The 26778-nt window shown below is 58.6% G+C and carries 9 protein-coding genes; 4 read left to right on the top strand and 5 right to left on the bottom strand.

Annotated elements, in window-relative coordinates:
• Window positions 1-75 precede the first annotated feature (75 nt).
• From KXD86_RS17100 to KXD86_RS17085, 4 genes are all read left to right on the top strand, one after another.
• Entirely contained in the window at window positions 76-9003 is an 8928-nt protein-coding gene (locus KXD86_RS17100) for an Ig-like domain-containing protein (RefSeq protein ID WP_218637366.1), read from the top strand.
• A gap of 125 nt (window positions 9004-9128) precedes the next feature.
• Window positions 9129-13295, top strand: coding sequence for an RHS repeat-associated core domain-containing protein (locus KXD86_RS17095; RefSeq protein WP_218637365.1), 4167 nt, complete (start codon window positions 9129-9131; stop codon window positions 13293-13295).
• A complete protein-coding gene (locus KXD86_RS17090) occupies window positions 13292-13744 on the top strand; it encodes a hypothetical protein (RefSeq protein WP_218637364.1) in 453 nt (150 codons plus the stop codon). Before KXD86_RS17095 ends, KXD86_RS17090 begins: the two co-directional genes overlap by 4 nt.
• 76 nt (window positions 13745-13820) lie before the next feature.
• Window positions 13821-20618, top strand: a complete 6798-nt coding sequence (locus KXD86_RS17085; protein WP_218637363.1) for an Ig domain-containing protein — start codon at window positions 13821-13823, stop codon at window positions 20616-20618.
• A 106-nt stretch (window positions 20619-20724) separates the two neighbouring features.
• Here the strand turns inward: KXD86_RS17085 and KXD86_RS17080 are convergent, their stop codons facing one another.
• From KXD86_RS17080 to KXD86_RS17060, 5 genes are read right to left on the bottom strand one after another with little or no spacing between them, the layout of a single operon-like run.
• Window positions 20725-22407, bottom strand: a complete 1683-nt coding sequence (locus KXD86_RS17080) for an AMP-binding protein (protein WP_228739668.1) — start codon at window positions 22405-22407, stop codon at window positions 20725-20727.
• 57 nt (window positions 22408-22464) lie between these two features.
• Window positions 22465-23043: a peroxidase-related enzyme gene (locus KXD86_RS17075; RefSeq protein ID WP_218637361.1), complete on the bottom strand. Its 579-nt coding sequence runs from the start codon at window positions 23041-23043 to the stop codon at window positions 22465-22467.
• A gap of 17 nt (window positions 23044-23060) precedes the next feature.
• Entirely contained in the window at window positions 23061-23966 is a 906-nt protein-coding gene (locus tag KXD86_RS17070) for a hydroxymethylglutaryl-CoA lyase (protein WP_218637360.1), read from the bottom strand.
• Complete coding sequence (locus KXD86_RS17065) at window positions 23966-25960, bottom strand: acetyl/propionyl/methylcrotonyl-CoA carboxylase subunit alpha (RefSeq protein WP_218637359.1); 1995 nt, start codon at window positions 25958-25960, stop codon at window positions 23966-23968. The genes KXD86_RS17070 and KXD86_RS17065 overlap by 1 nt, the downstream gene beginning before the upstream one ends.
• 1 nt (window position 25961) lies before the next feature.
• On the bottom strand, window positions 25962-26768 hold the full coding sequence (locus KXD86_RS17060; RefSeq protein WP_218637358.1) for an enoyl-CoA hydratase-related protein: 807 nt from the start codon (window positions 26766-26768) through the stop codon (window positions 25962-25964).
• Window positions 26769-26778: the final 10 nt, after the last annotated feature.

Genomic DNA, 26778 nt, shown 5'->3' with positions numbered 1-26778 from the left:
GCGAACAGTACGTTCGTGCAGTCCGGCGTATGGAACCGGCCGGAAGGGTCGGACCTCACGGTTACAGGCTACACCATGACGTTGCCCTCGGGCACGCATCAGTACGGCACGCTGACGATTGGCGCCGGAGGGAAGATCAAAGTCTCGCCCTACAATGAAACCACCGAACAGGGTGGTCGTTTAACGCTAGACGTCAACGAATTGGTGGTGGCCGAAGGCGGGGTGTTGAGCGCATCGGGTGCGGGCTATGGCTTGGCGGAGGGCCAGCCCCAGTATGTAGGGGGTAGCCACGGCGGCCGGGGCGGTAATTACCGCAGCACCAGTGCATCGCTGCCGACACACGGGGCAATTGCCAGTCCGACGTCACTGGGTTATGGCGGTCGTTATGGCAATGTTGTCCGGGGTGGCGGTGCCTTGAAGATCCAGGCGTCTTCGGTGGACTTGTCCGGCACGATCACCAGCGCGGGCGGAGGTCAGTACTATGGCAGCGGTGCTGGTGGTTCCATCTGGCTGGAAGTGGGCACGCTGACGATCGGCGAGTCCGGTCGGATTGAAGCGGCTGGAGGGTTTGTCGATAACTCTAGCGATGGCGGCGGCGGTGGTGGCCGGATCCATGTGGCGTACGACAATGTAGCGGGGAATCTGGAGACTTCGGTTCGCGCACCTGGGGGTGGTCGTTATAACGATCAACGGTCGGGAGGTTCCGGTACGGTCTTGCTGGAAGACCGCACGGCGGGTACCCGGATTCTGGTGATCGACAACGGAAGTCGCCGCAATGGCAACGCCACAGAGCTCACGGCGCTGCCATCGGATCTGGATGAGATTCGTATCCGCAATGCAACCGTGACACTGGCCGTGGATGTGGCGCCCGATCTGGTGTTGGATAACAGCACGTTGTCGCAGGCAAGCAATTTGACGGTTCCCACTCTGGTACTTCAGAACACCAGCACCTGGGAACAATCCGGTTACGAGCTGACGATCACCGACAGTTATAGCTTTGAGAACAGTACCTTTGTTCAGTCGGGTCAGTGGAATCGGCCGGAAGGCGTAGAAGGCTTCAAGATTCTGAACGTTGGCGAGACCAGAACCTTCAAAACGATTCAATCTGCGATCGATGCCGCCAATGAAGGCGATGTGGTTCTGATCGACGCCGGTGTCTACGACGAAGGCGTACGCCTCGATAAGCTGGTCCACCTCAAAGGTAACAGTGAAAACCCTGCTGACGTCGTGATCAAGAAGCAAGGCGGAAGTTACTCTGAACCTCCTCACTATAGCCTCGCGGTAGCCGGCGGTACCATCGTATATGCCAATGAGGATGTGATTGTCGAAGGCCTGTCTATAGCCGGCAATCCCTCGCATGATTGGCACTCTGCGGTGCGATTCCCTAATCATAGGGGGAGCGTAATCTTCAATAAGGTGAGGATTCTGTCTTCAAGAAATCACCATACCCTTTATGGTTTGTCCACTCCTGGACGGGTCGAGTTCAGAAACTCCTATCTTGAGAGGGGTTACGCCACCTTCAACCGAATGAACGACGGTCAGATAGCTTTGAACAAAGTTGTCGCGCCTGCAGGAATCAGTTATTGGAGCAGTAGTGTAAGAGCTGCCCCCTCGGATTCCATTACTTCCGCGGCCGAGGGATATGGTCCGAGTTATGGGGAATGGTTGCTTAACCTTTCGGGCAATCCCAATGTTGCAAGCGTCAGCATTAATTCAGTCACAACTGAACTTGTGAATGAATTCGAAGTCAATTTTGAAGTTGCCATCGACCGACAGACCTTCGATGTCGACGATATTACGCTGACCGGTCCCAACGGCGCCGTCGGGATTAGTTCCGTAGACGCGATCTCCGGGCTCGACAAGAAGTATTTAGTCGTTCTGGATTCGACAATTTCTCAAGGCACCTATCAGCTTACAATCGGGCCAGACGTTCTTACCGTCGACGGTAAGGCGATGAACCACGATTTTGATGAAACAGGGGGCGAGCCCGAAGACGCCTATCGTTTCCAGTTCGAGATCACGGTTGATCAGCCTGATCCGCTGGTCCTTACTTCTCACAGCCCGGGGAGCGACGTCTTACTTGATAAGCGGTCAATACTCTTAACCGGTACAAGAGGGGACGAAGCGACAGCCATTCTGGTAAACGGTGAAGAGAAACTTGCGCTGGGACTGGGTTCCTGGGCTTTGGAACTACCGTTGTTGGAAGGCGCAAACGCACTCGAACTGGTCGCTGTGAATGCAGGTGGCATTTCCAGTGATCCGATTTCGCTCTCTGTTGATGTGGACTCGATAGCGCCGCAGGTCGATGGCCTCGATGCAACTGGCTATTTGTCCGAACCCCCAGCGTTGCTCAACTTGCGAACAAGCGACGGCGGCAGCGGTATCGACTTATCCGCATCGTCGTTAGAACTTCTGCGTGATGGAAGCACTGTTGAGGGTGTCATTTCCGAGAACAGCACTGGTATCGCCTTTACCCCACAAGCAACGTTGACTGACGGCAATTACAAACTGTCAGCAAGAGTCACAGATGCCCGAGGAAACTCATCGCCCAGCGAATCAACCTTCCACAATTTTGATTTTGTGGTCGACACTGTCGCGCCGTCTCCCGTGCAGTTGAGTGATTATCCTGCTGTCACGAGCATCAATGTACAGAGCTTTACCGGCACAATCGAAAGTGGTGCGGAACTGTTGGTCAATGTAGAGCCGATTGATGCAACGGTAGATGGCAATGCCTGGGAGTACTTGGTTCCGCTAGAGGTAGGCGAAAACCAAATCGTATTCACCCAGCGTGACCTAGCGGGTAACACGAGTAGCCCAACTGTGGCCACCATCCGTTATGACGACCTGAGTCCAGGCCCAGTAGTTATCTCTTCCGAGGTTGAAGGCGATGGTAAGACCATCCGGCTAGATTGGTCTGCTTACGATGAAGTCCAGAATGGCAACGACATCAAGCAATATCAGATCTTCGTCGAGCCGGCAGCATTCTCAACGGTTGACGGTAAGACACCCTTCGCAAACGTTACTGCTGGCACCAAAAACCATGAGCTGGTCAATCTGGAGCGCAACGTTAGGGTCCATTTGGCGGTTGTTGCCCAAGATCAGGCGGGCCTCCGTCTGAATGAGGTCACCAGTGTCGCACTGACCCCGGTGGATGTTATTGCACCTGAAGATGTGTCTTCACTGGAGGTGAGCTCCACGGCAACCAGCCTGAAACTGCGCTGGGCACCGGTTTCTGCGGATGATCTGGCCGGTTATCGAGTCTACATCGACAAACAGGGTACGGTGGAGTCTCAGGATCTTCCTGCGGATTCCGTCACGCTCGTTGATGGTGGCGTAGAGTTCCTCATAGAGGGGCTGGAGCCGGCCGCATCTTCTCCTGTTCGAGTTACAACTTATGATCAGGATGGAAATGAATCTTCTGGCGTCACTGATTCGGGCATTACCTTACTTGCGAATCCCGCTAATCTGACGCCCGAGCCGTTCAGCGGAAAGATTGAGCTGCAGTGGAGTGCAGTTGAGCCGTTCGATCTGATCAAGAATTACCGGATCTACCTCGGCACAACGGACTTCACCAGCGTTGCCGGTAAGCAGCCTGCGAAGGTTGTGGCACCGAGTACTCTGTCCACTGCCATTGCCGGCCTCCAAAACGGCACCACCTACCACGTGGCCGTCACCGCCGTGAACCTGTCCGGCGGGGAATCGACCGAGGTCTCTACCGTGTCGGTCACTCCGGAGGACGACCTCGTCGGCCCGAACATCAGCCGCATCACCTACTTCGATGGCACCACCGAAACGGAACTGGCGGATGGCACCACTCTCAAACGTACCGGCATGATCCGCGTTTACGCAGACGATCCATCCGGCATGAGCCGCGTGGAAGTTCTGGCGGGAACCGAAACTGTCGGTACCGACTATACCGCAGCGCCGGCTTACGAGATTCCCTGGAATCTGGTCGCCATTAATGACGGTCAGTACTCACTGACGGCCAAGGTGTTCGACACCCTGAGTAACGAGTCGGAACTGACGGTTAACGTCGAAGTGGCGCTTGAGCCACCGGCGGCGCCAGAGTTTGAAACACCGAAAGATGGCGCCGTTACCAACCAGCCGGTTGTCCGCTTCTCGGGGCAGGCCGAACCCACCTCCAAGGTACGGGTGTCCGTTAACGGTTCTTGGTTGGCCGATGAGTTCGTGGCCGATGCGGCGGGCCGGTTCTCCGGTGAACTGGACATCACCGAAGGAGAGAACGTCCTGCTCGCCGAAGCCGCCTACAGCAACCGGGGCGTCTATGGTGATTCAAGCGCTGCGCTGACCGTCACACTCGACAGCTCCGTGCCGGATGCGCCCCAGGGTGTGAATGCCCAGAGCAAACCCCTAGGCCAGATTGCCCTGTCCTGGTCCGCCGTTGAAAACGCTGCCGGCTACCACGTCTATCGGTCCTCCAGCGAGTTCACGGATCCGGCCATGGCCGAGCGCATCACCACACAGATGCTGCAGAAGACCACGTTCCAGGATCTGCCCGTCGATGATGGTGAGTACTACTACCGCGTGGTGAGTCTGAACGATCTGGGTACCGAGAGTGATCCATCCTCTGTGGCCAGTGCGGTCGCCGACAGCGTAGCGCCGCACGCCGTTGAAATCCGCATGACCCCGCAGGGCAGTTATGACGAAGGCACCGGCCGCATTGCCCCGGGGCAGGTGGATCTGGAAGTGGTCTTTAATGAGCCGCTGAAAACCACTCCGTACCTGGCGTTCACCGTGAGCGGCGGCCTGCCGATGGTGGCAACCCTGAACCGGGATTACTCGGACGACACCCTGTACACCGGCCAGTTCCAGATCGAGCCGACCAACAAGTCCGGAACCGCCATTGCCGTGCTCTCTGCACACGATGAGGTGGGCAACCGTGGCACGGAGGTGAAGGACGGTCAGAACTTCGTTGTCGACACCCAGGGCCCAGCCGTGGCGAAGCTGCAGATCAACCCGGGATCCCCTATCAAGAACGAAGCGGACGCTTCCGGCCTGGGCCAGGAAGTCGAGGTTGTACTCACGCTGTCTGACGAAGTCATGCCGGGTGAACTGCCCCAGTTGGTGCCGGTTGTGATTGGTGAGCAGGGCGAGGAAGTGATCAATGACTACGCCAGTGGCCTTGTCCTGACCAAAAACGGTGCCTCCCTGCCGGGTGCGCCGGTGTATACCGGCCGCTTCCGCCTGCCGCTGTCTGCAGGTCAAAACAGCAGTGGGGAGACGACGGCAGAAATCCTTTCCTTCCAGTACAGCGCCCGGGACGATCTCGGCAACGAGAGCACCAAGGTGCCCAACGATGCCGAGTTCCAGGTATACCAGGGCGAACTGCCACCTCTGGCAACACCCGCCGGTCTCACAGCAAGAGCCTTGCCGGGTGGCCGAGTAGAGCTGATCTGGAGTGACGTTGAAGGCGCCTCCGGCTACAAACTGTTCCGACAGGCCCCGGGTGAAACGGAACTCACGGAACTGACCGAGCTGAGCTATCCGGACACCATGCAGTACGTGGATGGTTCCTCCGTCGCGCTGACCGATGGCATCTACCAGTACGCCATCGCCAGCCTGCGTTCCCAGAACGGGGAAGTCGCGGAAAGTGCGCTTAGCCAGCCTGTGTATGTAACGGCCGATGGCACCGCGCCGGATGCACCGGAAAACCTCAGCCTGGAACTGAACGGTGCCGGTATTGTGGCTCGCTGGCAGCCGCCGGCCAGTGAAGCCCAGGATGGCTTGCTGAAGTACAACCTGTACCGGGTGGATCTGCCGGAAGGCTCGGCGCCGTCCTCCATGGAAGGCTACGCACCCCTGCAGAATGGCATCCCCGACATTATCGCCCTGGATTCACGCCCGTCCGCCACCGAGCATCTGTACCTGGTGACCGCGGTCGACCCGGCCGGCAACGAATCGGCGCCATCCAACGGCGAATACCTGAACGTCGACCTGCTGCCGGTCAGTGACCTGAGCATTGCTTTGGCTGACCAGGGTCGCCCGGCGCTGCAGTGGAATCACTCCAAATCGTCGGCGGTCGGCTTTGACGTCTACCGGGTGGATGGCTCCAACGCCGTCAAGCTGAACGACAGCCGCCTGAATGCCCGTAGCTTCGAGGATCTCGACTACAACGGTGGCAACCTGACCAGCGGTGCTCCGGCAGACCGGCTCTATCGTGTGGTGGCGGTTGACGACAACAACGTCAGCAGCGTGAATCACGATTTGCTGATGCCGGCGTTGAGCGTGTCCCTGCTGACTGACGACTCCGGGACCGTTCTGGATCGTGGCGTTATGAACCGCGTGATGTTCCGGGTGGTCAATGCTGGCGCCAGCACTGTGGTCCAGGCCCGCCTGAAAGCGACACTGATGGACAACGGCACGCCTCGTGAGCACTGGTCCGAGCGCTTCACTGTTGAGCCCGGCAGCTTCACCGACGTGCCGGTGGTCATCGGTGGTTACGACCAGTTGCCCACACTGACCGACATCGACACCCAGATTGTGGTTCAGCCCAAGCCGGGCCAGTCCGTGACCATCGAACAGCGTGAATCGGTGCAGATCGGCCAGTCTGGCCTGGTCGCCACGGTCCAGGCAGAGGAGTTTGTGCGTGGGGCGACCGGTAAGGTTCGCCTGAAACTGGAGAACCCGTCCGACGTTGAAACCGAACTGCTGCTGGCCACCAACAATGGCAAGGGCGATTCCAGTGAGGTTCGGCTGATCCTCAAAGATGGCGACGGCAACGTGCTCAGCCAGCAGGCCGTGCGCCAGGCAACGGGTAATGTGATCACCGTCAGCAATGGCGCCACAGTCGCGCGCATTCCGGCCAACGGCACGTTTACCTCGGGCGTGCTCGAGATTGCCGTGCCGTCCTCGGCACCGGATAACGTGACTGTGCACCTGGAAATCGATAAATTCCGCTACCACACCGGCCGTGACACCTACGTAGCGATCGAAGGCACCCGCGCCAGCAGCCCGGTCAGCCTGAAGGAAACGCCATACTACGGCGCGCTGGGCAACATCAGCCCGGCCACCGCGTTCGTGGGCGATACCGTGGAAATCGCCGGCCAGGCCATTGATCGTCAGGCCGAGGCACCGCTGGCCAACGTACCGCTGAACCTCGTGCTGACCACCCGTGGTTTCGAGCGGACCTTCCCGGTGTACACCAACAGCTCGGGCGATTTCGTGTACAAGTTCACCCCGGGCGCGTCGGAATCCGGTGAATACTCCGTGGCTGTACTGCACCCGAGCATGGTGGAGCGGCCGCAACACGGGACCTTCGTAGTCGAGGGCGCAGGCGTATCGCCAGCCAAGGCCCGCCTGACCATTCCGCGCAACTACCAATACGGCCTGGATATCAGAGTGCGGTCTGGCTACGCCACGCAGTTGAGCAACGTGCGCCTTGTCTACGCGCCGTCCACCGACAGCGAAGGCAATACGCTACCGGTACCGCAGGGCATGAGCTTTGACCTGGGGGCCACCAAGAACATTGGTGAGAACCAGACCACGTACTTCAAACTGAAGTTCTCCGGCGATGCCTCCGCGGCGGAAAACGGCACCCTGCGCTTCCATGTTCTGGCCGATAACCGGGCAGAACCCTTGGGCACCGTGGCGGTGGAGTATTTCCTCACCGAAGCCCAGCCCATCCTGCTGCCACAGCCGTCCATCGTGGATACCGGCGTTGGCCTGGGGCAGTCCCAGCAGGAAAGCATCACCGTGAAGAACACCGGTCTGGACAGCGCCAGAAACCTGTCCATCAGCCTGGTGAACGAAACCGGTGGCGCGGCGCCTTCTTGGTTCCGCCTGCTGACACCGGCCAACCTGTCAGCCCTGGCGGTCGGAGAGCAAACCGAAATTCAGATAGCGGCAGCGCCAGATGCTTCGGTGCCCGTGGGCGATTACCTGTTCAAGGTGCGCATCACTGCGGACAATTTGGAGCCCATGGACGTGCCGGTACTGGTGGCCGCCACCGATTCGGACACCGGGGAAGTCTTCTTCCACACCGTGGACATCTACACCGCCACCCTGGATGAAAACATGGAACCGATTCCGGGCCTCGGCAACGTGAAGATCAAACTTCAGAACACCGAGGTACTGTCGGAAGTTTACGAGCTGACGACTGACGTCGATGGCTTCGGCGAACTGACGGACATCCCGGTTGGCCGCTACAGCTTCCGCGCATCGGCGTTTGATCACGAATCCGTATCCGGCCACCTGTGGGTGAAGGCAGGGGTCACCACCCAGGAACAGATCTTCCTGATGAACCAGCTCATCAATGTGGAGTTCTCGGTCACCGAGATCACCCTGGAAGATCGCTACGACATCGTGCTGGATGCCACCTACGAAACCAACGTTCCGGCCCCGGTGGTCCTGTTCGAGCCCATGTCCGTGAACCTGCCCATGCTCAAGAAGGGCGAGGTCTTCCAGGGTGAGTTCACCCTCACCAACCACGGCCTGATCGAAGCCTACGACGTTCAAACCACCCTGCCCACCGGGGACGAGTACGCCCGCTTCGATTACCTGACGGATATTCCGGATGTTCTGTCCCCGGGGCAGGTGGTGCGCGTGCCGTACCGCATTGTGGCCCTGCAGGACTTTGAGCCCAGCGGTGATGGCACGGCAACCGGTGGCGGCTGTTTGCGGCGCAGTTACCGGGCGGTTTCAACCTACAGCGCTCAGTGTGCCGTGGGCTCCACGATTGATGGCTCAGCAACCATGCTCTGGAACGCGACTAGCGGCGATTCGTGTAGCGGAGGCAGTACTGGTGGGCTTGGCGGAGGCTACTTCGGTGGTGGCTATTACGGTGGTAGCGGCGGCGGTACGAACTACTCGCCTGCGCCCAGCTCCATTGCGGTGGATGAGCAGTTCTGTCCGGAAGATTGCGAAACCTGCTGCGGCGGGGGCAGTGGTGGCTCAGGTAGCGGATTTGGAGGCTCGGGTGGCGGCTTTAACCCTGCGCCGGGATTGGGGACAGCAACTGGCGTTCCGCAGGGGGGGTTCTGGTGAAAGCGCCCACAACCACAGTATTTTCAAAGACCAGCGCAAGGATGACGGAAGTAATGTCCTCATTGAAACAGACTAAATCATCAAGAAGTCACGCTTACGTATCGTCGTCAGTAGTGCGTTGGTTCATGACTCTGGCGCTTATGGTGGTCAGTGTCACCGTCCAATCAGCGCCGGGCATTGAGACCATTCAGCAATCGCCCGCAACCAAGCGCATTGGGCTGGATGCTCACTACGTCGACCTGCGCATTGCCAGCTTCGGTGACAATATCGCGATTTCTCGCGAATGGATTGATGGGGAGTGGGTCTGGAATAAGCAGTGGAAAGATGTCACCAGTCAAAAGAGTCAGACGTCTGGGGGAGGGGGCTCCGGTGATGGCGTGGGAATGGTCATGCCAGATCCGGTTTTCTGGTTTCAAGGTCACGATGAAATCGAAAGGTACAAGGCTCAGTTTGAACGAGTGTCGGGTGATGGGGCCACATTCGTTTTCCGGGGCGGCAATGAAATACAGGGAGAGTACTTTGAGCTAACGCAGGATTCGTTCACATGGCGGGACAGTTCCGGAAACTGGATACGGTATACACCCGAAAATCCGGACCAAAAGCAGGAATACGGTGGGCCGGCAATGGCTGGCCATATCCACAGCTATGGCACGGAACTTTATACCAACACCTTCACCCTGGATGACCAGAAACGCATCAAGGAACTGCGGGATAATTTAGGCAATCTGCTGCTCACGTTTGAATACCTTGGCACAACGGATTTGCCAGCTCGAATCGAGGACTACTCCGGCAGAGCGGTTTCCTACACCTACAACAGTGAGAACCAACTGGTCGAAGTCAACGACGTTCGCGGTCAAACCTGGTCCTACGCCTACACGGACAAAGGAAAGATAGCCAGCCTGACCGACCCGAATGGTAACGTCACCAAGTATGTTTATACGCAAAACAGCGCCACGGAGGTGACGGCAGATCAACTGGAAACCAAGTACACCTACCGCTACGACAAGGCCGAAGACCAATTCTTCCGAACGATTCTGGAACCGGACGGAGCTGTCCGTGAGAGCATCTATAACAACCGGCCGGCGAACGATTCCGAGCCCCAATATCAGCTCTCGGTCAATGGTGATGTGGTTTCCCAGCGTTTCGGTAGTCAGTCAAATCCCCGTTATGTGAACGAAGCCGGAGAGGAAACGGTTTACGAAAAAAATCACCTCGGCCAAACAACGAAAGTAGTCCACCCGGATGGCACTACCGAATCCTGGGAATACTCGGCTGATGGCCGCTTCCTGAGGGCGTATGTCAACCAAGTGGGCACGCGAACTGAATGGGACTATGACAACAAGGGGCGTGTCACCGAGGTTCGCAGAGCAACCGGCATGCCAGAGCAGCAAACTATCCGTTACAGTTACCCGGATCTTCTGACACGTATCACCACTCATATGGGTGATGCATACACAGGCGATGCAATCACTACCGAGAAGTTCGATCAGTACGGCAATGTCATCCAGTTCACGGATGCGGAGGGCAATACAACTACCTACACCCATAACGTATTGGGGCAGATCCTGACTGAAACCACGCCTTCTGGAGCTGTGTATACCTACGAATACGACAGTGCGGGTAACCTGACCAAAGAGATTGATCCTCTCAATCGAGTCACTGCGTTCACCTACGATTCTGCAGGTAATCAAACTTCAATTACCTGGCCGAATCAGGCAGTTACCACATACGGCTACAACGTCCTCAACCAGCAAGTAACAGTCACAAATGCACTCAATCAAACCACCGAAATGGTCTTTGACCGAAAGGCAAGAAAGTTAACGGTAAAAGACGCTCGAGACTCTGCTGCAACCGTGAGCATGAATGCCCGAGGCGTACCTAAAGTGATCGAAGACGCCAACGGTAACGTGACTGAGCAAACCTATGAGAACGGGCGGCTGGTTTATACTCAATACCCCACCTTCAAACAGAGCTTCGACTACAGCACAGGTTCCCGCCCTAAGGCGGTGACCAACCACTTCGATGGCCAAGAAGCCGTTACCCAGCTCCAGGTCAATCCTTTGGGGCAGGTGGAAACGCAAATTGATGCTAACAAAAATCCAGAATATAAGGAATACGATGCACTTGGTCGGTTGATCAGGATCACCGACGCGACTGGTGGTATCACCCGTCTGACCTACGATGTTCACGGAAACTTGGTGCAGGTTACTGATCCGGAGAACCGCAGCACTTGGTTTGAGTACAATCGGAACGGCCAGGTGGTTGCTGAAGAGAACAAGCCAAGCTCAACTGACGTCATGCGCCGTACTTACAAGTATGATAGCGACGGTAACCTGCGTGCCGATATGACACCGGATGGCCAGAAGACGGTTTACACATACAACACGGTAGGGGAACTGGTTAGGATCGATTTGTATCCAGACGAAACTTCAAACACTCCCGCGCGGTCCATCAGGTTGGCCCAAAACGCTTTGGGTCAGATGGTCTCTTATGACGATGGTGAGACTTCTGGGAGCTACACCTACGATAGTCTTGGCCGGTTATTAACGGCTACAACAGACTACGGCCCGTTTTCGAAAAGTTTCGGCTATACCTACGACGCCGCCGGTAACGTCTCCACATACACCAACCCAGAGGGCATAACATACAGTTACAGGTACGATGCGAATGGCCAGGTAACTAACATTGATATCCCGGGCTCCGGCCAAGTGAGCTTTTCGGACTATCAGTGGAACCGTCCCACCCAAATCACTTTGCCCGGCGGCAGCATGATCCAGCGCCAGTACGACGGCCTTCAGCGCATGGAATCCAACACGCTGCTGGATCCGGCTCAAAGCGCCTTGATGAGTGCGCTCTACGGGTACGATCCGGTGGGCAATATTCTGAGCCAGACAGGCCAGGACGGCGACACCCTCTATGGCTACGACGACCTGTACCACCTGATCAGCGCTGATTACGCCGCCGCCAACGATGAGAGCTTTGACTACGACGGCGTCGGCAACCGCACCAGCTACAACGGCGACACCAGCTGGCAGTACAATGATGCCAACCAGCTTTATCAACAGAAAGACACCACGTATGAGTACAGCCCCAACGGCCATCTCACGAAAAAGGTGGAGAACGGACAGGTCACCCTTTATTTCTACAGCGCCCAAGAACGCCTCATAAGGGTAGAAAATGGCGCTGGCGATGTTATTGCCCGTTATGGGTATAACCTAATAGGCCTTCGGCTTTGGAAAGAAGTTAATGGCACCCGAACTTACTTCCTCTACAACACATCGGGGCTAGTAGGTGAGTACGACTCTGCCGGTAACCTGATGACGGAGTATCAGTACCTACCGAAGAGTACTTGGATGACCAATCCTTTGTTTCAGCGCCACAGCGGGCTGATCCATTTTTATCTGAATGATCACTCAGGTACGCCACAAAAGTTGATTGCTGCTTCTGGAGAGGTGGTATGGGCTGCCAATTATGAGGCCTTTGGTGCAGCTTTCATTACGAAGGAAAGTGTTCGCAATAACTTGCGGTCCTCAGGGCAGTATTATGACCAAGAGACCGGTTTGTACCACAATTATTTCAGAGACTACGATCCTGAGATTGGACGGTATATACAGTCAGATCCTGTTGGGCTTTCAGGCGGATTAAATAGATATGTTTATGGTTACTCGAACCCTATAAGGTTTAGTGATCCATATGGGTTGTTTTCAATGGATCCCGTTTTTAAATTCGTGCACGATTCAACTGGCTGGGAGCCGGATCAGTCAACCGTCGATGCTGCTGCTGGATTCGGGGATGGAATTTCATTCGGGATTACGTCTGGCATTCGCGATGCGCTTGATATAAATGGCGGAGTAAATTTTTGTTCTTCTGCTTACCAAGGATCGTATATAGCCGGAGGTGCAATGTTAGGAGGAATTGGGGGCGGGGTTATAGCTGCGGCTCGTTCTGCCAGGGTTGCCTATAATAATGGGTTGCGCAGTGCTATGAATTCTGTGCGCACGCGATTTGATGCTTGGTCGCTTCGAAGACAATTAGGTCATCAACTTAAGCTAAGAACACCATTCCCTATTCGGTGGGGAATATATCTTCGCAATATTTATAAATCTGGAGACCGGCTTGGCCCTGGTTTTGATCGAGTCTCACATAAGTCGATAGTTGAAATTCTTACAGACACTAACAAGGTTGCTAATGGTTTGATGAAATTGCCGAGTAAAGGTCTTCCGGCCGCTGGGGCTGCCGCCGGAGCTGCTGCCGGGGCGGCTGGAGCTGGTTTGTGCGAGTGCGAATCATGAATATGAAACTATTAACGCGGTATGGAAGTTTCGCTGTTCCAGTTCGCATGGTTGTATATGATAGTACTAAAAAGAAAGTCCATAAATATGTGTTTTCGTGGGATAAGTTTTACGAGGGTGTCAGTGTGGATGGCGTATACCAGAGGGTAAACGGTGTTCCATTTTTTCTATATGTTGGAGACTCTGGTTATTATGAGCTGGATTGGCCGAATGGGAAGGTGGTTCTGGATGAAGGTGTAACTGTAAGAGTGCGTAAATTTTTCTTGTTTGAAAAGATTGAGATCATCCGATCCGGGCGTGTGGATTTTTCATTTTCATATAATTTTAAGATTTCGTATCTTTTTATAATTCCTTTGATTCTTGATCTGTTTGGAGAGGACTGGAATATAGGCATATTTAGTGACGTTGTTTCCGTCACTAAATTAAATTTAGGTGGGCTCGATGAGTAATTTCAGCATCAAACTAAAGCCTGCTAAGTACATTCGTATTGTCTCCGTAGAAAAGATGTAAAAGGAAGCGGTAAGCATGAAGTGGATGCGAGTAGTAGGAGTCTGGTGGTTCGCATGGACGGCGTTGTTCGCAGCCCAGGTTCATGCTCAGGAATCGTTGTGTGCCGTGGTGAAAATCGAAATCGCCCAGGAACTCACCCTGGAGCGGCAGGCGTTTGAAGCCAATATGCGCATTACCAACAGCCTGGATTCCATGCCGTTGGAAAACATCAACATCAACATTGAGTTCGAGGATAGCGACGGCAACACCGTGGTGGCTTCCTCGAACCCCAGCCACAGCTCTGCGGCGTTCTTTATTTCCCTCGATGCCCACAACAACATCAGCTCCCTGAGCGAGGGTGACGATGGCGCGATTACCGATGGCGTGATCGACCCCACCGAAGTGGGCGAGCTGCGCTGGCTGATCGTGCCGACGGTGGGCGCGGGCGGCGATGACGGCGCAGGCCGTCTGTATTACGTGGGTGCCAGCCTGTCCTTTACCTACGGTGGCGAAAGCCAGACCATTGAAGTGGCGCCCGACACCATCGTGGTCAAACCCCAGCCCAACCTTGTATTGGATTACTTCCTGCCCTCCGAAGTGAATGGCGACAACCCTTTTACCTCTGAAATCGAGCCGGTGGAGCCCTACAACCTAGGCGTGCGCGTGGCCAACACCGGCAGCGGTGCCTCCTACGGTGTGAAGATTGAGTCGGCCCAGCCCAAGATTGTGGAAAACGAACGGGGCCTGCTGGTGGATTTCCTGATTACCGGCAGCTTTGTGGATGATGCGCCGGCGAACAAGACCCTGCTGCTCAATTTCGGCACCATCCCCGCCCAGTCCAACACCACCGGGCGCTGGATCATGGAAACCTCGCTGACGGGACGCTTTACCGAATTCAATGCCTCGTTTACCCACGCCGATGAATTCGGCGGTGAGCTCACCTCCGTGATCGAAGCGGTCAACAGCCACTTCCTGCTGCATGATGTAACCGTGGATCTGCCGGGTCGGGATGCCGTTCGGGATTTCCTGGCGCAGGATGGCACTTCGGTGCGTGTCTACGAATCCGAACACACCGGCACCAATCAGCCGGATTGCAGTGACTGCCTGGCGGTTACATCCCTAGCTGGTTCATTGGGCAGCGCGGTTACGGGCGGCTCCGGTATCAACCGCACGCTCTCCATCACCGCCACGTCCGGCCCGGTGCATATCAAGGTGACCGACCCGTACGAGGGCAGCGAATCGCTGACCAGCGTGGTGCGTTCGGATGGCAAGGTGCTCAGCCCGACCAATTACTGGCTGTCCAAAACCATTCAGGACGACAAGATTCATTACGATTACTTCCTGAACGTGTTCGACACCACCGGGGGCAGCAGCTACACACTTACCTTCGGTGGCCAGTTGAAGGCCAACGAGCCACCGGTGATCCAGCATATCGCCAACTACACCACCTATGAAACCGGGCAGGTGGGTTTCCTGGTGCAGGCCAGTGACCCCAACAAAACCACACCCAGCCTGTCAGCCCTGAACCTGCCAGCGGGTGCCACCTTCCAGGACAAAGGCAACGGCCAGGGTGTACTGAGCTGGTTCCCGCAGGTGGGCCAGGCGGGTACCTATGTGCTGGAATTCAGTGCGTCTGACGGCGAACTGTCGGCCAACCAGACCGCCAAGGTGGTGGTGTTCCCGGACACTGACCGGGACGGCGACGGCATGGATGACGCCTGGGAGATTGAACACTTTGGCGACCTGAGCCGGGATGGCACTGGGGATTTTGACGGTGATGGCATTACCGACAAGGATGAGTTCCTGCGCGACGCCGACCCCACCGTGGCTGAGCTGGCACCGGCGGAACCGCAGTTGTCCACACCGGCCTACGGCGCGGAAGTCACCAGCTTGATGCCAACCCTCCAGGTCACCAATGGTGCCCACGATGCCAACATTGGCAGCGTGGATTACACCTTCGAAGTGTACGAAGACGAAAGCATGACCCGGCAGGTTGTTGTGGCCACCGGAGTGCCCGAAGGGGAGGGCACCACCGAGGTCGTGATCGGCAGTGGCAGTTATTCAGGCGGGACACTGAACGACAATACCGAATACTTCTGGCGGGCTAACGCCCGCACCGCGGCTGGCGCCAGCGAGTGGGTGAATGGCCGGTTCTTCGTGAACACCGCGAACGATGCTCCGGCGGCGTTTACCGTTAGCAAACCGTCGGACCAGACGCTGGTGGACACCCTGACCCCGACGCTGGTCACCAACAACAGTGCGGATATCGATGGCGATGCCCTGACGTACCAGTTCCAGGTGTTCGCCGAGGACGATGCGGACTTCACCAACCCGGTGGCGCAGGTCAGTGGCCTGGCCCAGGGCGAGCAAGGGCAAACCGCCTGGACGGTGTCCACCCCGCTGATCAACGGCCAGCTGTATTTCTGGATTGCCGTGGCCACCGACGAGCACGGTGCCAGCAAGGTGTCCGAACCGGCCACCTTCATTGTGTCCACCTCCAACCTGGCACCGGGTGCGCCGACGGTGGTTTCGCCGATGGAAGGCGAGGTGGTGATGGGCAACGGCGCCACCCTGGTGGTGGGCAACGCCCGGGACCCGGAGCGCCGCAGCCTGGACTACTGGTTCGAAATTGATGAAGTGAACACCTTTGACAGCCCGGCCCTGCAAACCTCTGGCACCGTGGCCGAGGGCGTGAACGGTGAAACCTCCTGGTCGGCTACCGGCTTGCGGGAAGGGCAGCGCTATTACTGGCGCGCCAAGGCCGATGACGGCTCCGCCCAGGGTCCCTGGGTAACGGCCAGCTTCACCATGTACATCGATGCACAGCCGCCTGGCACACCGACCTTGGACAACCCGGCCGATCAGGCCTGGGTGGAAGTGCTTAGCCCAGCCCTGTCGGTACATCCGGTAATCGATCCCAACGGCGATGCGGTGTCCTACGAGTTCGAGCTGTATCAGGACGAGCTGCTGGAAACATCCGTGGCTAACGCGGTGGTAGACGACCAAGCCTGGACCGTCCCGGCTCCCCTGCAGAACCACCAGTATTACTATTGGCGTGGCCGGGCAGTGGACGCCGGTGGCCTGGCCAGTGGCTGGTCCTCGGTTCAGCGGTTCTTCACCAACAAGGACGGCATCGACGATGCGCCGACCCTGAGCTTTGTGCTGCCGGAAACCAATGTGGACACCTACGGCGGCAACATCGAGATTCAGTGGGTCGATCAGGACCCGGACAGCGATGCCCGCATCAGCCTGTACTACAACGACACCAACCTGATTGTGGCGGACCTGGCCGAAAGTGCTGAGGGCGAGGGTGACCGTTACAGCTGGAACATCGACAGCCTGCCCGTCGGCACTTATGCACTGTCTGCGGTGATTGAAGACAACACCAGTTCGGTGCGTGTGGATGCCTGCTGTGTGATTCGCAAATCCGACCGGGAAATCGCCGCTCGTGTTACTCCGGTCACCGAGGCGGTGACGGACGAATACGGCGTGACCGATGCGGAATTCGACGTGGTCCTGGATGACGCGCCGCGCGCCGGAACCTCGGTGCTGCTCAACCTGTCGGTGTCCGATGCCGGCGAGGGTCGGATTCTGAACGAGCAGGCGTACCTGGAATTCACCCCGGATAACTGGTCCGTACCCCGGAAGGTCTGGGTGCGCGGCCAGGACGACTGCGAGATTGATGGCCCGGCCAGCTACCGCCTGCAGTTTTCCCCGGCGGTCAGTGCCGACCCCACTTACGAGGGCACACTGACCCCGGCGGTGGAGATCGTGAACCGGGATAACGAGTCAGTGGGGCAGAGCCTGTTTATCTGCTCCTATGAGTTGCTGAGCCAGCAGGCCGATGGCGGCAGTGTGCGCTACCAGTACCGGGCCCGCTTGAAGAACACCGGCCTGGGCATCCGCTCCGCCTCTGCTCAGGGACAGTCGCTGTCTCAGGAGCTGACTCTGGTGTCCGGTTCGTCCCTGAGTTTCCCGGCGGTTGGTCAGGGCAGCAGTGCCTGGAGTGAGGGCAGTGTGACCGTGACGGCCCCCGCAGGCGTCACGCCGAATCTGGCGGCCCTGGACTGGACGATTCAGGGCGAGGCACCGAGCATTGTGTCTTCCGCACCGGGCGAGGCGATGGATGGCCAGGAATACACCTATCAGGTGATTGCCAGCGGCCAGCCCGGTGATGTGTTTACCTTCACGCTGCTGGATGCACCGGAGGGCATGACCGTTGATCCAGCCACTGGCCTGATTCAGTGGGTTCCGGATATGGATCAGCAGGGCCGTCATACGGTGGTGGTCGAGGTTCGGGACCAGCTGGGGGGTGTCAGCCAACAGACGTTCGTGGTGGATGTGTCTCCCAACGGGTCCATTGCCCGGGTCTATACGGTGGATCCGTCACCGGACGCCACCGCCGATTTCCGCAGCCTGGCGGATGCGGTCGCCGCGTTGCCGGAAACCTTTGTTCGGCCGATTGTGATTCGTGCCCGCTCAAGCTCCGGCGCGGTGGATACCAACCCCGTCCGCATTGATAACGCGGGCACCAGTGCCGAGATGCCGTTGTCGATCATCCTTGAAGGTGGTTATCAGCTGACCGTGGATGCGGCCGCCCCAGGTGCCCGTGCCATCTCCCTAGCGGTTCCTCACGTGAGTCTTGCCGGTGAAGGTGGGCGGATCATCATCCGCAATAACGGGTTCGATGAAACCGTGGCCGTGGAGGTGACCGGCGGTGCCGAGGCCTCGGAGGTGTTCGTGGACCGCCTGACCGTTCAGGGTGACATCTCCGGATCACCGGCCCGCTCGGCGGGGATTCTGGTGCACAATGCCCTCTCCACGGTGGTGGTTCGCAATAACGAAGTGAGCGGCTTTACAGCTCAAACGGGAGGCTACGGCCTGTCGCTCAGTGGTCGTACCTTTGCCTACAACAACACGCTGGTGAACAACCACGTGGGCGTCGCAGTGAATGGCGCAACCGGTGCGCTGTGGAATAACCTCTCGGTGAACAATGAGCGGGATTACCTGGCCGGGTCGGGCGAGTGGCCGGCCGGCGGCAATAACCTGAGCCTGGACGCCACCAGCCCGCAGGAAAACTTCCGCGAGAGCACCGTTGAATTTGTCGATGCGCAGAACGGTAACTACGAGCTGGCGCCGTGGGATACTTCTGCGGTGGGTCAGGGCGTGGATCTGAGCGCTATCAGTCAGTACCCGTTTGCCGTTGACCTGCGCATGGAGCCCCGCCAGTCGCCATGGGACATCGGTGCCCATACGGTCGGCGAAGTATCCAACTGGCCGCCGTTTATTGACAGTGATGCGGTCACATTGGTGGAGCAGGGTGATACCTACGAGTATGCGGTGGTGGCCACCGATAACGATGGCGATACCTTAACTTATGCTCTGGATAACGCTCCCCAGGGCATGACCATTGACGCTGCTTCCGGTGTTATCAAGTGGCAGCCGTCGGATTCTCAGGTAGGCGACTACCCGGTGACCATTGAGGTATCGGATGGCCGCGGTGGTATGGCCACCCAAACCTTCGAGCTGATTGTGTCCCCCGCAGGCAGTAATGGTGCGCGGCTGGTGACGGTGAACACCGATCCGGCGGCCGGTGCCGATTACACCAGCCTGCAGGCGGCGCTGGCTGCTGAGGCGGGTGACATGGCCTATCCGCTTCTGTTCCGGGCGCAGGCTTCAACGGGACTGGCGGATACCACGCCGGTGGTGATTGATGGTTTCAACGCCAGCGCCGACAAGCCAATCACGATTGTGTTGGAGACCGGCTATCAGCTACAGGTTGATGCACTGGAAAACGGTGTGTACGGCATTCGCATCCGCGACAACCACGTGACCGTTCGCGGCACCGGTGGCAGCATCTGGGTGCGCAATAACGGCTACGATGCGGTGGGCGGCCTGATCGTTGAGCAGCAGGACCCGGGTTCAACGGTGGTGCTGGATGCGCTTCGCATCGCTGGCACGGTGACCGGTGATCCGGCCCGGGGTAGTGGCATCGAGGCCGCCGATCCGGATGCGGTGTATGTCCTGCGCAACAACATCGTGACCGGCTTTGTTGGAACTTACGTCAACCACGGTATTCATACCGCTGGCCCGGCGTTTGTGTACAACAATACCCTTGTCGGAAACCGTATTGGCTTGCGTATCGAGCACGCCAGTTCACAGGTCTTTAACAATCTGGCGGTCAACAATCAGACCGACTACGTGTCCTGGGCCAATGCCTGGGCCGTCACAGGCAACAACGTCAGCTCTGACGCCACCAGCCCGGACGATGCGTTCCGCAACCGAGACGTGGTCTTCGTCGATGCCGGTGCCAACAACTTCGCTCTGGCTCCTTGGGATGCCGGTGCGTTGGGGCAGGCCGTGAATCTCTCCGTTGCCGATCATTATCCCTTCAACGTGGATGCCACTGGCGCGCAGCGTCAGAACCCCTGGGATGCCGGCGCGTTGATGGTGGGTGAGGTGAACAACTGGCCGCCGTTCATTGTCTCAGAGCCTAAAACCGAGGCGCGAACCAAGAAGCTGTATAGCTACACGGTAACGGCGGAAGATCACGACGGTGATAGCCTGATTTACTCCCTTGTTTCGGCACCGTCTGGAATGGTGATCGACTCAAGTAGTGGGGTGATCAACTGGACGCCAACGAAGAGCCAGTCAGGCACCTTTGAGGTGGTCGTACTGGTTGAAGATGGGTTTGGTGGTCGTGATCAGCAAAGCTTCAGCGTAGACGTCGCGAAGACCGGACCAAATCCGGGCAGTGTTTTCGATCTGGGGAACTTCTTCGATTGGCTGGCCGAAAAGCTTCGGGATCGATTGTCGAAATTTAGTTGGTTCTGAAGCTGAGGGGCTCAACTATGCTGGTTGGGCTTGGACCTGATCTCTGACGAAACAGACTGCACTCTGCCTGCAAGAAATCCAGCAGAGTGCAGTCTCTCCGGCTGCTTTACTTCTTCAGCCCCATCTCCTCAATCGATATCTCCCGCATCTTGAACTTCTGGATCTTCCCGGTGACGGTCATCGGAAATTCATCCACGAACTTGTAGTTCTTCGGGATCTTGAAGTGGGCGATCTGGCCTTTGCAGAAAGCGATCAGATCCTCGGCATCGACCGGGTCGGCTTCCGGGCGCAGCTTCACCCAGGCGATCAGTTCCTCGCCGTACTTCTCATCGGGAATGCCGGTAACCTGGACTTCCTCGATGGCCGGGTGGGTGTACAGGAACTCTTCGATCTCTTTCGGGTAGATGTTCTCACCGCCGCGGATCACCATGTCCTTGATACGGCCAACGATCTGGATGTAGCCGTCCTCGTCCATGGTGGCCAGGTCGCCGGTGTGCATCCAGCCGGCGTCGTCGATGGCCTCGCGGGTTTTCTCTTCGTTGTTCCAGTACTTCAGCATCACGCTGTAGCCCCGGGTGCAGAGTTCACCGATCTCACCCCGTGGCACCACGTTGCCGGAGCCGGGATCGACGATCTTGGTTTCCAGGTGCGGCTGGGTACGGCCCACGGTGGTGACCTGCTTCTCGAACGGGTCGAGGGAGCTGGTCTGGGTGGACACCGGGCTGGTCTCGGTCATGCCGTAGGCAATCTGGACCTCTTTCATGTTCATCTTGCCGTTGACCTGCTTCATCACCTCGGCCGGGCAGATGGAGCCGGCCATGATGCCGGTGCGCAGGGAGGAGAGGTCGTAGGTTTCGAATTCCGGGTCCGCCAGTTCGGCAATGAACATGGTGGGTACGCCATACAGCGCCGTCGCTTTCTCCTGGTGAACCGCCTTTAGCACCGACTTGGGCTCAAACCCCTCATCCGGATAGATCATGGTGGAGCCGTGAGTGATGCAGCCGAGGTTGCCCATCACCATGCCGAAGCAGTGGTACAGCGGCACCGGAATCACCAGGCGGTCTTTCTCGGTGAACAGCTGGCTCTCCGCCACAAAATAGCCGTTGTTCAGAATGTTGTGGTGGGTGAGGGTGGCGCCCTTGGGGTTGCCGGTGGTGCCGGAGGTGAACTGGATGTTGATCGGATCGTCGAACTGCAGTTTGGCCTGAACCTTGTCCAGTTCGTCCTGGCTGACGTCGCTGCCGAATTGGACGAACTCGTTCCAGGTCCACATGCCGTCGTGCTTGTCGGCATCCAGGTTGATCACTGCACGCAGGTCCTGGAGACGCCGGGCCTTGAGCTTGCCGGGCTGGCTGGCTTTCAGTTCCGGCGCCAGGTCGTAGAGGGTCTGGCGGTAATCAGACGCCTTGAAGCTGTCCGCGGTCACCAACACGCTGATGCCCGCCAGGTTCATGGCGTATTCGAGTTCGTGCATGCCATAGGCCGGGTTGATGTTCACCAGGATGGCGCCGACTTTCGCGGTGGCGAACTGGGTCACCGTCCATTCATAGCGGTTCGGGGACCAGATGCCCACCCGGTCGCCACGCTTCACGCCAATGGCCATGAAGGCACGGGCGGCCTCGTTCACTTTCTCGACGAATTCCTTGTACGTCCAGCGAATGTCCTGGTGCAGGCACACCAGGGCTTCGGTGTCCGGGTACTTCTCGGCGGTACGGTCCAGCATCTCGCCGATGGTCATGCCCAGCAGCGGTGTCTCTGACGTGCCGCTGGTGTAGCTTGGAAGAGTCATGCTCATGGTCTCTGCCTCCATTGTTTTTGTAGTCGAGGGCAAGCAGGGTGAACCCCGCTAGCGACTCTGGCTGTGATATTCAGGGTTGGGTTGCATATCGCTGGCAATCGCCACGCGATTGGACATGTTGTAAAACCCGACCAGGTTGCTCAGGTCCCAGATCGCGCGGTCACTGAGACCGGCGTCGCGCAGGGCCTGGATGTCCTCTTCCGTGACCGTTGCCGGTGAGCGGGTGAGGTGGGATGCGAAATCCAGCATCGCGCGCTGGCGCTGGTCCAGCTTGGCGCTGCGGTAGTTCATCACCATGTGCTCGCCCAGCGTTGGATCGCCACTGAGTACCCGCACGGCGGCGCCATGCGCCACCAGGCAGTAGAAGCACTTGTTCTCGGATGAGACCACCACGGCGACCATTTCCCGCTCCAGCTTGCTGAGCTCGCCTTCGCCCAGCATCAGCTCGTTGTACAGGCGGGTGAAGCCTTCGAGTTGTTTCAGGTTCTGGCTGTAAGCCGTGAGCACGTTCGGAATCATGCCCAGCTTTTCCTGACAGATCTGGAAGTACTTCTGGGTATCTTCCGGCATGTCGGAAATCTCGGGGATCGGGAGATCCAGGGCAACGACGTTTTTGTTCTGGTTCATGTCGAATCCTTTTCGTTTCAGCAGTTGCCGCCGAGGGCCTGGCCCACTTTTGAGCCGTTGTGACGCTTGAGCTGGCCGCTGATCCAGTTGCCGGTGGCAACGAGCCGGTTCAGGTCCACGCCGGTGTCGATGCCGAGGCCGTTTAGCAGGTATAGCACGTCTTCCGTGGCGACGTTGCCGGAGGCGCCCTTGGCGTAGGGGCAGCCGCCGAGGCCGGCCACCGAGGCGTCGATCACCGCGACCCCTTCCTCCAGTACCGCGTAGAGGTTGGCCAGGGCCTGGCCGTAAGTGTCGTGGAAGTGGGCGGCCAGGCGCTCAACCGGAACGTGCTTGGCGACGGCCTCCAGCATGCGCTTGGCTTTCAGCGGCGTACCCACGCCGATGGTGTCGCCCAGGGAGACCTCGTAGCAGCCCATGTCGGCCAGGTCTTTGGCGACTTTGGCCACCTGTTCCGGGGCGATGTCGCCCTCGTAGGGGCAGCCCAGAACCGTCGAGACATACCCCCGCACGGGAATGTTGTGCTTGTTCGCCGCTTCCATCACCGGCAGGAAGCGCTCGAGGCTCTCGGCGATGGAGCAGTTGATGTTCTTCTGGCTGAACGACTCGGAAGCGGCGCCGAACACCGCCACTTCGTCCACCCCGGCCTCCAGGGCGTTCTCGAAGCCCCGGAGGTTCGGCGTCAGCACCGAATAGCGCACACCGGCCTTGCGCTTGATGCCGGCCATGACCTTGGCGGCGTCGCCCATCTGCGGCACCCACTTGGGGGAGACGAAGCTGGCAGACTCGATGTGGGTCAGGCCGCAGTCGGCCAGCCGGTCGATCAGCCCGGTTTTAACCCGGGTTGCGATGACCGGGCCCGGCTCGTTCTGCAGCCCGTCCCGCGGGCTCATCTCGACCAGGCGAACCTGTTTGGGAAAGGCCATTACTGTGCCTCCTCTTCGCTCACCTCGATGGCAATCAGCTCGGCACCTTCGGAGACCTGGTCACCTTCGCCGAAGAAGATCTCGCTCACCACGCCGTCGGCCGGGGCCTTGATGGCGTGTTCCATCTTCATGGCTTCCATGATGACCAGGGTCTGGCCGGCGGTGACCTTGTCACCCACCTTGGCCTGCACCGCGACGATGGCGCCGTTCATTGGCGCTGCCAGGCTGCCTTCGCCGGCCATGTCCTCGAACCCGTAGGTCTCGCGGTAGACGCTGCACTGGAAGGTATCGCCTTCGTAGAACAGCACCAGCTGGTCTTTGTGCAGGTTGCCGTGCACGCTGATCCGGTGGCCGTTGATCACGGCCTGGAGGTAGTCGTCGTCCAGCCGGGCGGTCAGGTTGTAGACACTGCCGCCGACAAACACCTGGTAGCGATCATCCCGCTCGAGAATCTTGAGGTCGTGGATCTCCTCGCCGACCTGCAGCTGCAGGGGCTGGGCGTATTCAGAGTTCAGGCGCCAGCTGTTGCGGCGGCCAAACGGGGACCAGGGATCGGTGGAGGCCGGCTCGCTGGATTTGCGCTCTTCCAGCACAAAGCCGGCGGCCAGAACCAGGGCCTTGTGGGTGTCCAGCTTGGATTTCGGGAACAGCAGGTCCCGATGGGTGTCGATAAAGCCGGTGGTCAGGTCCTCTTCCCGGAACGGCTGGGCATCGGCCAGCGCGTGCAGGAAGCGGATGTTGGTCTTCACCCCGGCAATGCGGTAGTTCTCCAGTGCCTGGACCATGCGGTTGATGGCCTGGTCCCGGGTCTCGTCCCACACGATCAGCTTGGCGATCATGGGGTCGTAATGGATGCTGATGTCGTCACCCTCGGTCACACCAGTGTCGACGCGCACGTGGGCGCTCTCATCGGGGGTGCTCAGGTAACGCAGGTGGCCGGTGGCTGGCAGGAAATCGTGATCCGGATCTTCCGCGTAGATCCGGGCTTCCAGGGCGTGGCCCCGGGTTTTCACCTCGGACTGGGCCAGCGGCAGCGGCTCGCCCCAGGCGATCTTCAGCTGCCATTCCACCAGATCCTGGCCGGTGACCATTTCAGTGACCGGGTGCTCGACCTGCAGGCGGGTGTTCATCTCCATGAAGAAGAACGAGCCGTCCACGTCGTACAGGAACTCGACGGTGCCGGCGCCCACGTAGTCGATGGCCTGGGCGGCTCGCACCGCGGCCTCACCCATGGCCTTTCGGGTGTCCTCGCTCAGGCCTGGGGCCGGGGCCTCTTCCAGCACCTTCTGGTGACGGCGCTGCACGGAACAGTCGCGCTCGGCCAGATACACACCTTTGCCGTCCTGATCGCAGAACACCTGGATCTCTACGTGGCGCGGCTGGGTCAGGTAGCGTTCGATGAGCATGTCCGGGTTGCCGAAGGCATTCTTGGCTTCGCGCTTGGCCGCGGCCAGGGCGTCATCAAACTCGCCCATGTTCTCGACCACGCGCATCCCTTTGCCGCCACCACCGGCCACGGCTTTCAGCAGCAGTGGGAAACCGCATTTCTCCGCCTCGGCGCGCAGGGTTTCAGGGGACTGATCGTCGCCATGATAACCGGGCACCAGTGGCACGCCGGCCTTTTCCATGATCGCCTTGGCGGCGGACTTGGAGCCCATGGCCGCGATGGCGGAGGAGGGCGGTCCGATAAAGACCAGGTTGTTGGCCTCGCAGGCCTCGGCAAATCCGGTGTTCTCGGACAGGAAGCCGTAGCCCGGGTGGATGGCCTGGGCACCGCTCTCCTTGGCGATCTCGATGATTTTCTCGGCCCGCAGGTAGCTCTCGGAGCTGGGGGCGGGGCCAATGTGAAACGCCTCGTCGGCCATGGCGACATGGCGGGCGTTGGCGTCCGCGTCGGAATACACCGCAACGCAACGGATACCCATGCGGTGGGCGGTCTGTATGATCCGGCAGGCGATTTCGCCCCGGTTGGCGATCAGTATTTTGCTGAACATGTCACTTGTTCTCCGGAATCCAGTTGGCGTGGCGCTTGTTCAGGAAGGCACTCAAACCTTCCTGCCCTTCTGCGCCCACGCGAATGTCGGCGATGCGGTGTGCGGTGTCGTCAATCACGGCGTCATCAATGGGTTTGTGGCTGACCGCGAACACCAGATCCTTGGCAGCTGTCATGGCTTCCGGACCGTTCAGGGCGAGCTGCTCGAGCATCTCGTTGCAGCGGGCCTCCATGGCCTCGACATCGTCGCAAACGATGTGGACCAGGCCGTATTCCTCGGCTTGCCGGGCGGTGAACACCTCGGCGGAGATGAAGTACCGGCGGGCCTGGCGTTCGCCAATGGCGCGCACGACATAGGGGCTGATTACAGCCGGGATCAGCCCGAGCTTCACTTCGCTCAGGCAGAAGCTGGATGTCTCGGTGGCGATGACAATGTCGCAGCAGGCGGCAAGGCCCACCGCACCGCCGAAGGCCGCGCCCTGCACCAGGCCGATGACCGGCTTGGAGAGGTGGTTCAACACGTTCATCAGCCGCGCCAGTTCCCGGGAATCATCCAGGTTTTCCTGGCGGGTGTTGTCCGCCATGCGGCGCATCCAGCCGAGGTCCGCGCCGGCGGAGAAGTGCTTGCCTTCGGAACGAAGGATCACCACCTTGGTGTTCGCGTCGTCGTTGATGTCGGTCAGCGCGTTGATCAGCTGCTGGATGATCACGTCGTCAAAGGCGTTGCGTTTGTCCGGGCGGTTCAGCACCACTTCGGTTATGCCCTCGGCGCGGCGCTTGAGCAGAACCGCAGTTTCTTGTTCTGTCATGGCATAGTCT

This window comes from Marinobacter arenosus, from assembly GCF_019264345.1.
GTDB classification, from domain to species: Bacteria; Pseudomonadota; Gammaproteobacteria; order Pseudomonadales; family Oleiphilaceae; genus Marinobacter; species Marinobacter arenosus.
Note: the sequence above shows the minus strand (reverse complement) of the source record. Positions and strands in the feature narration are given on the sequence as shown.

What these genes read in the sequence shown, in the direction of transcription:
- KXD86_RS17095 (WP_218637365.1), top strand. Translation starts at nt 9,129, where the DNA reads ATGACTCTGGCGCTTATGGTGGTCAGTGTCACCGTCCAATCAGCGCCG.
- KXD86_RS17100 (WP_218637366.1), top strand. Translation starts at nt 76, where the DNA reads ATGACGTTGCCCTCGGGCACGCATCAGTACGGCACGCTGACGATTGGC.
- KXD86_RS17070 (WP_218637360.1), bottom strand. Translation starts at nt 23,966, where the DNA reads ATGGCCTTTCCCAAACAGGTTCGCCTGGTCGAGATGAGCCCGCGGGAC.
- KXD86_RS17065 (WP_218637359.1), bottom strand. Translation starts at nt 25,960, where the DNA reads ATGTTCAGCAAAATACTGATCGCCAACCGGGGCGAAATCGCCTGCCGG.
- KXD86_RS17080 (WP_228739668.1), bottom strand. Translation starts at nt 22,407, where the DNA reads ATGACTCTTCCAAGCTACACCAGCGGCACGTCAGAGACACCGCTGCTG.
- KXD86_RS17090 (WP_218637364.1), top strand. Translation starts at nt 13,292, where the DNA reads ATGAATATGAAACTATTAACGCGGTATGGAAGTTTCGCTGTTCCAGTT.
- KXD86_RS17085 (WP_218637363.1), top strand. Translation starts at nt 13,821, where the DNA reads ATGAAGTGGATGCGAGTAGTAGGAGTCTGGTGGTTCGCATGGACGGCG.
- KXD86_RS17075 (WP_218637361.1), bottom strand. Translation starts at nt 23,043, where the DNA reads ATGAACCAGAACAAAAACGTCGTTGCCCTGGATCTCCCGATCCCCGAG.
- KXD86_RS17060 (WP_218637358.1), bottom strand. Translation starts at nt 26,768, where the DNA reads ATGACAGAACAAGAAACTGCGGTTCTGCTCAAGCGCCGCGCCGAGGGC.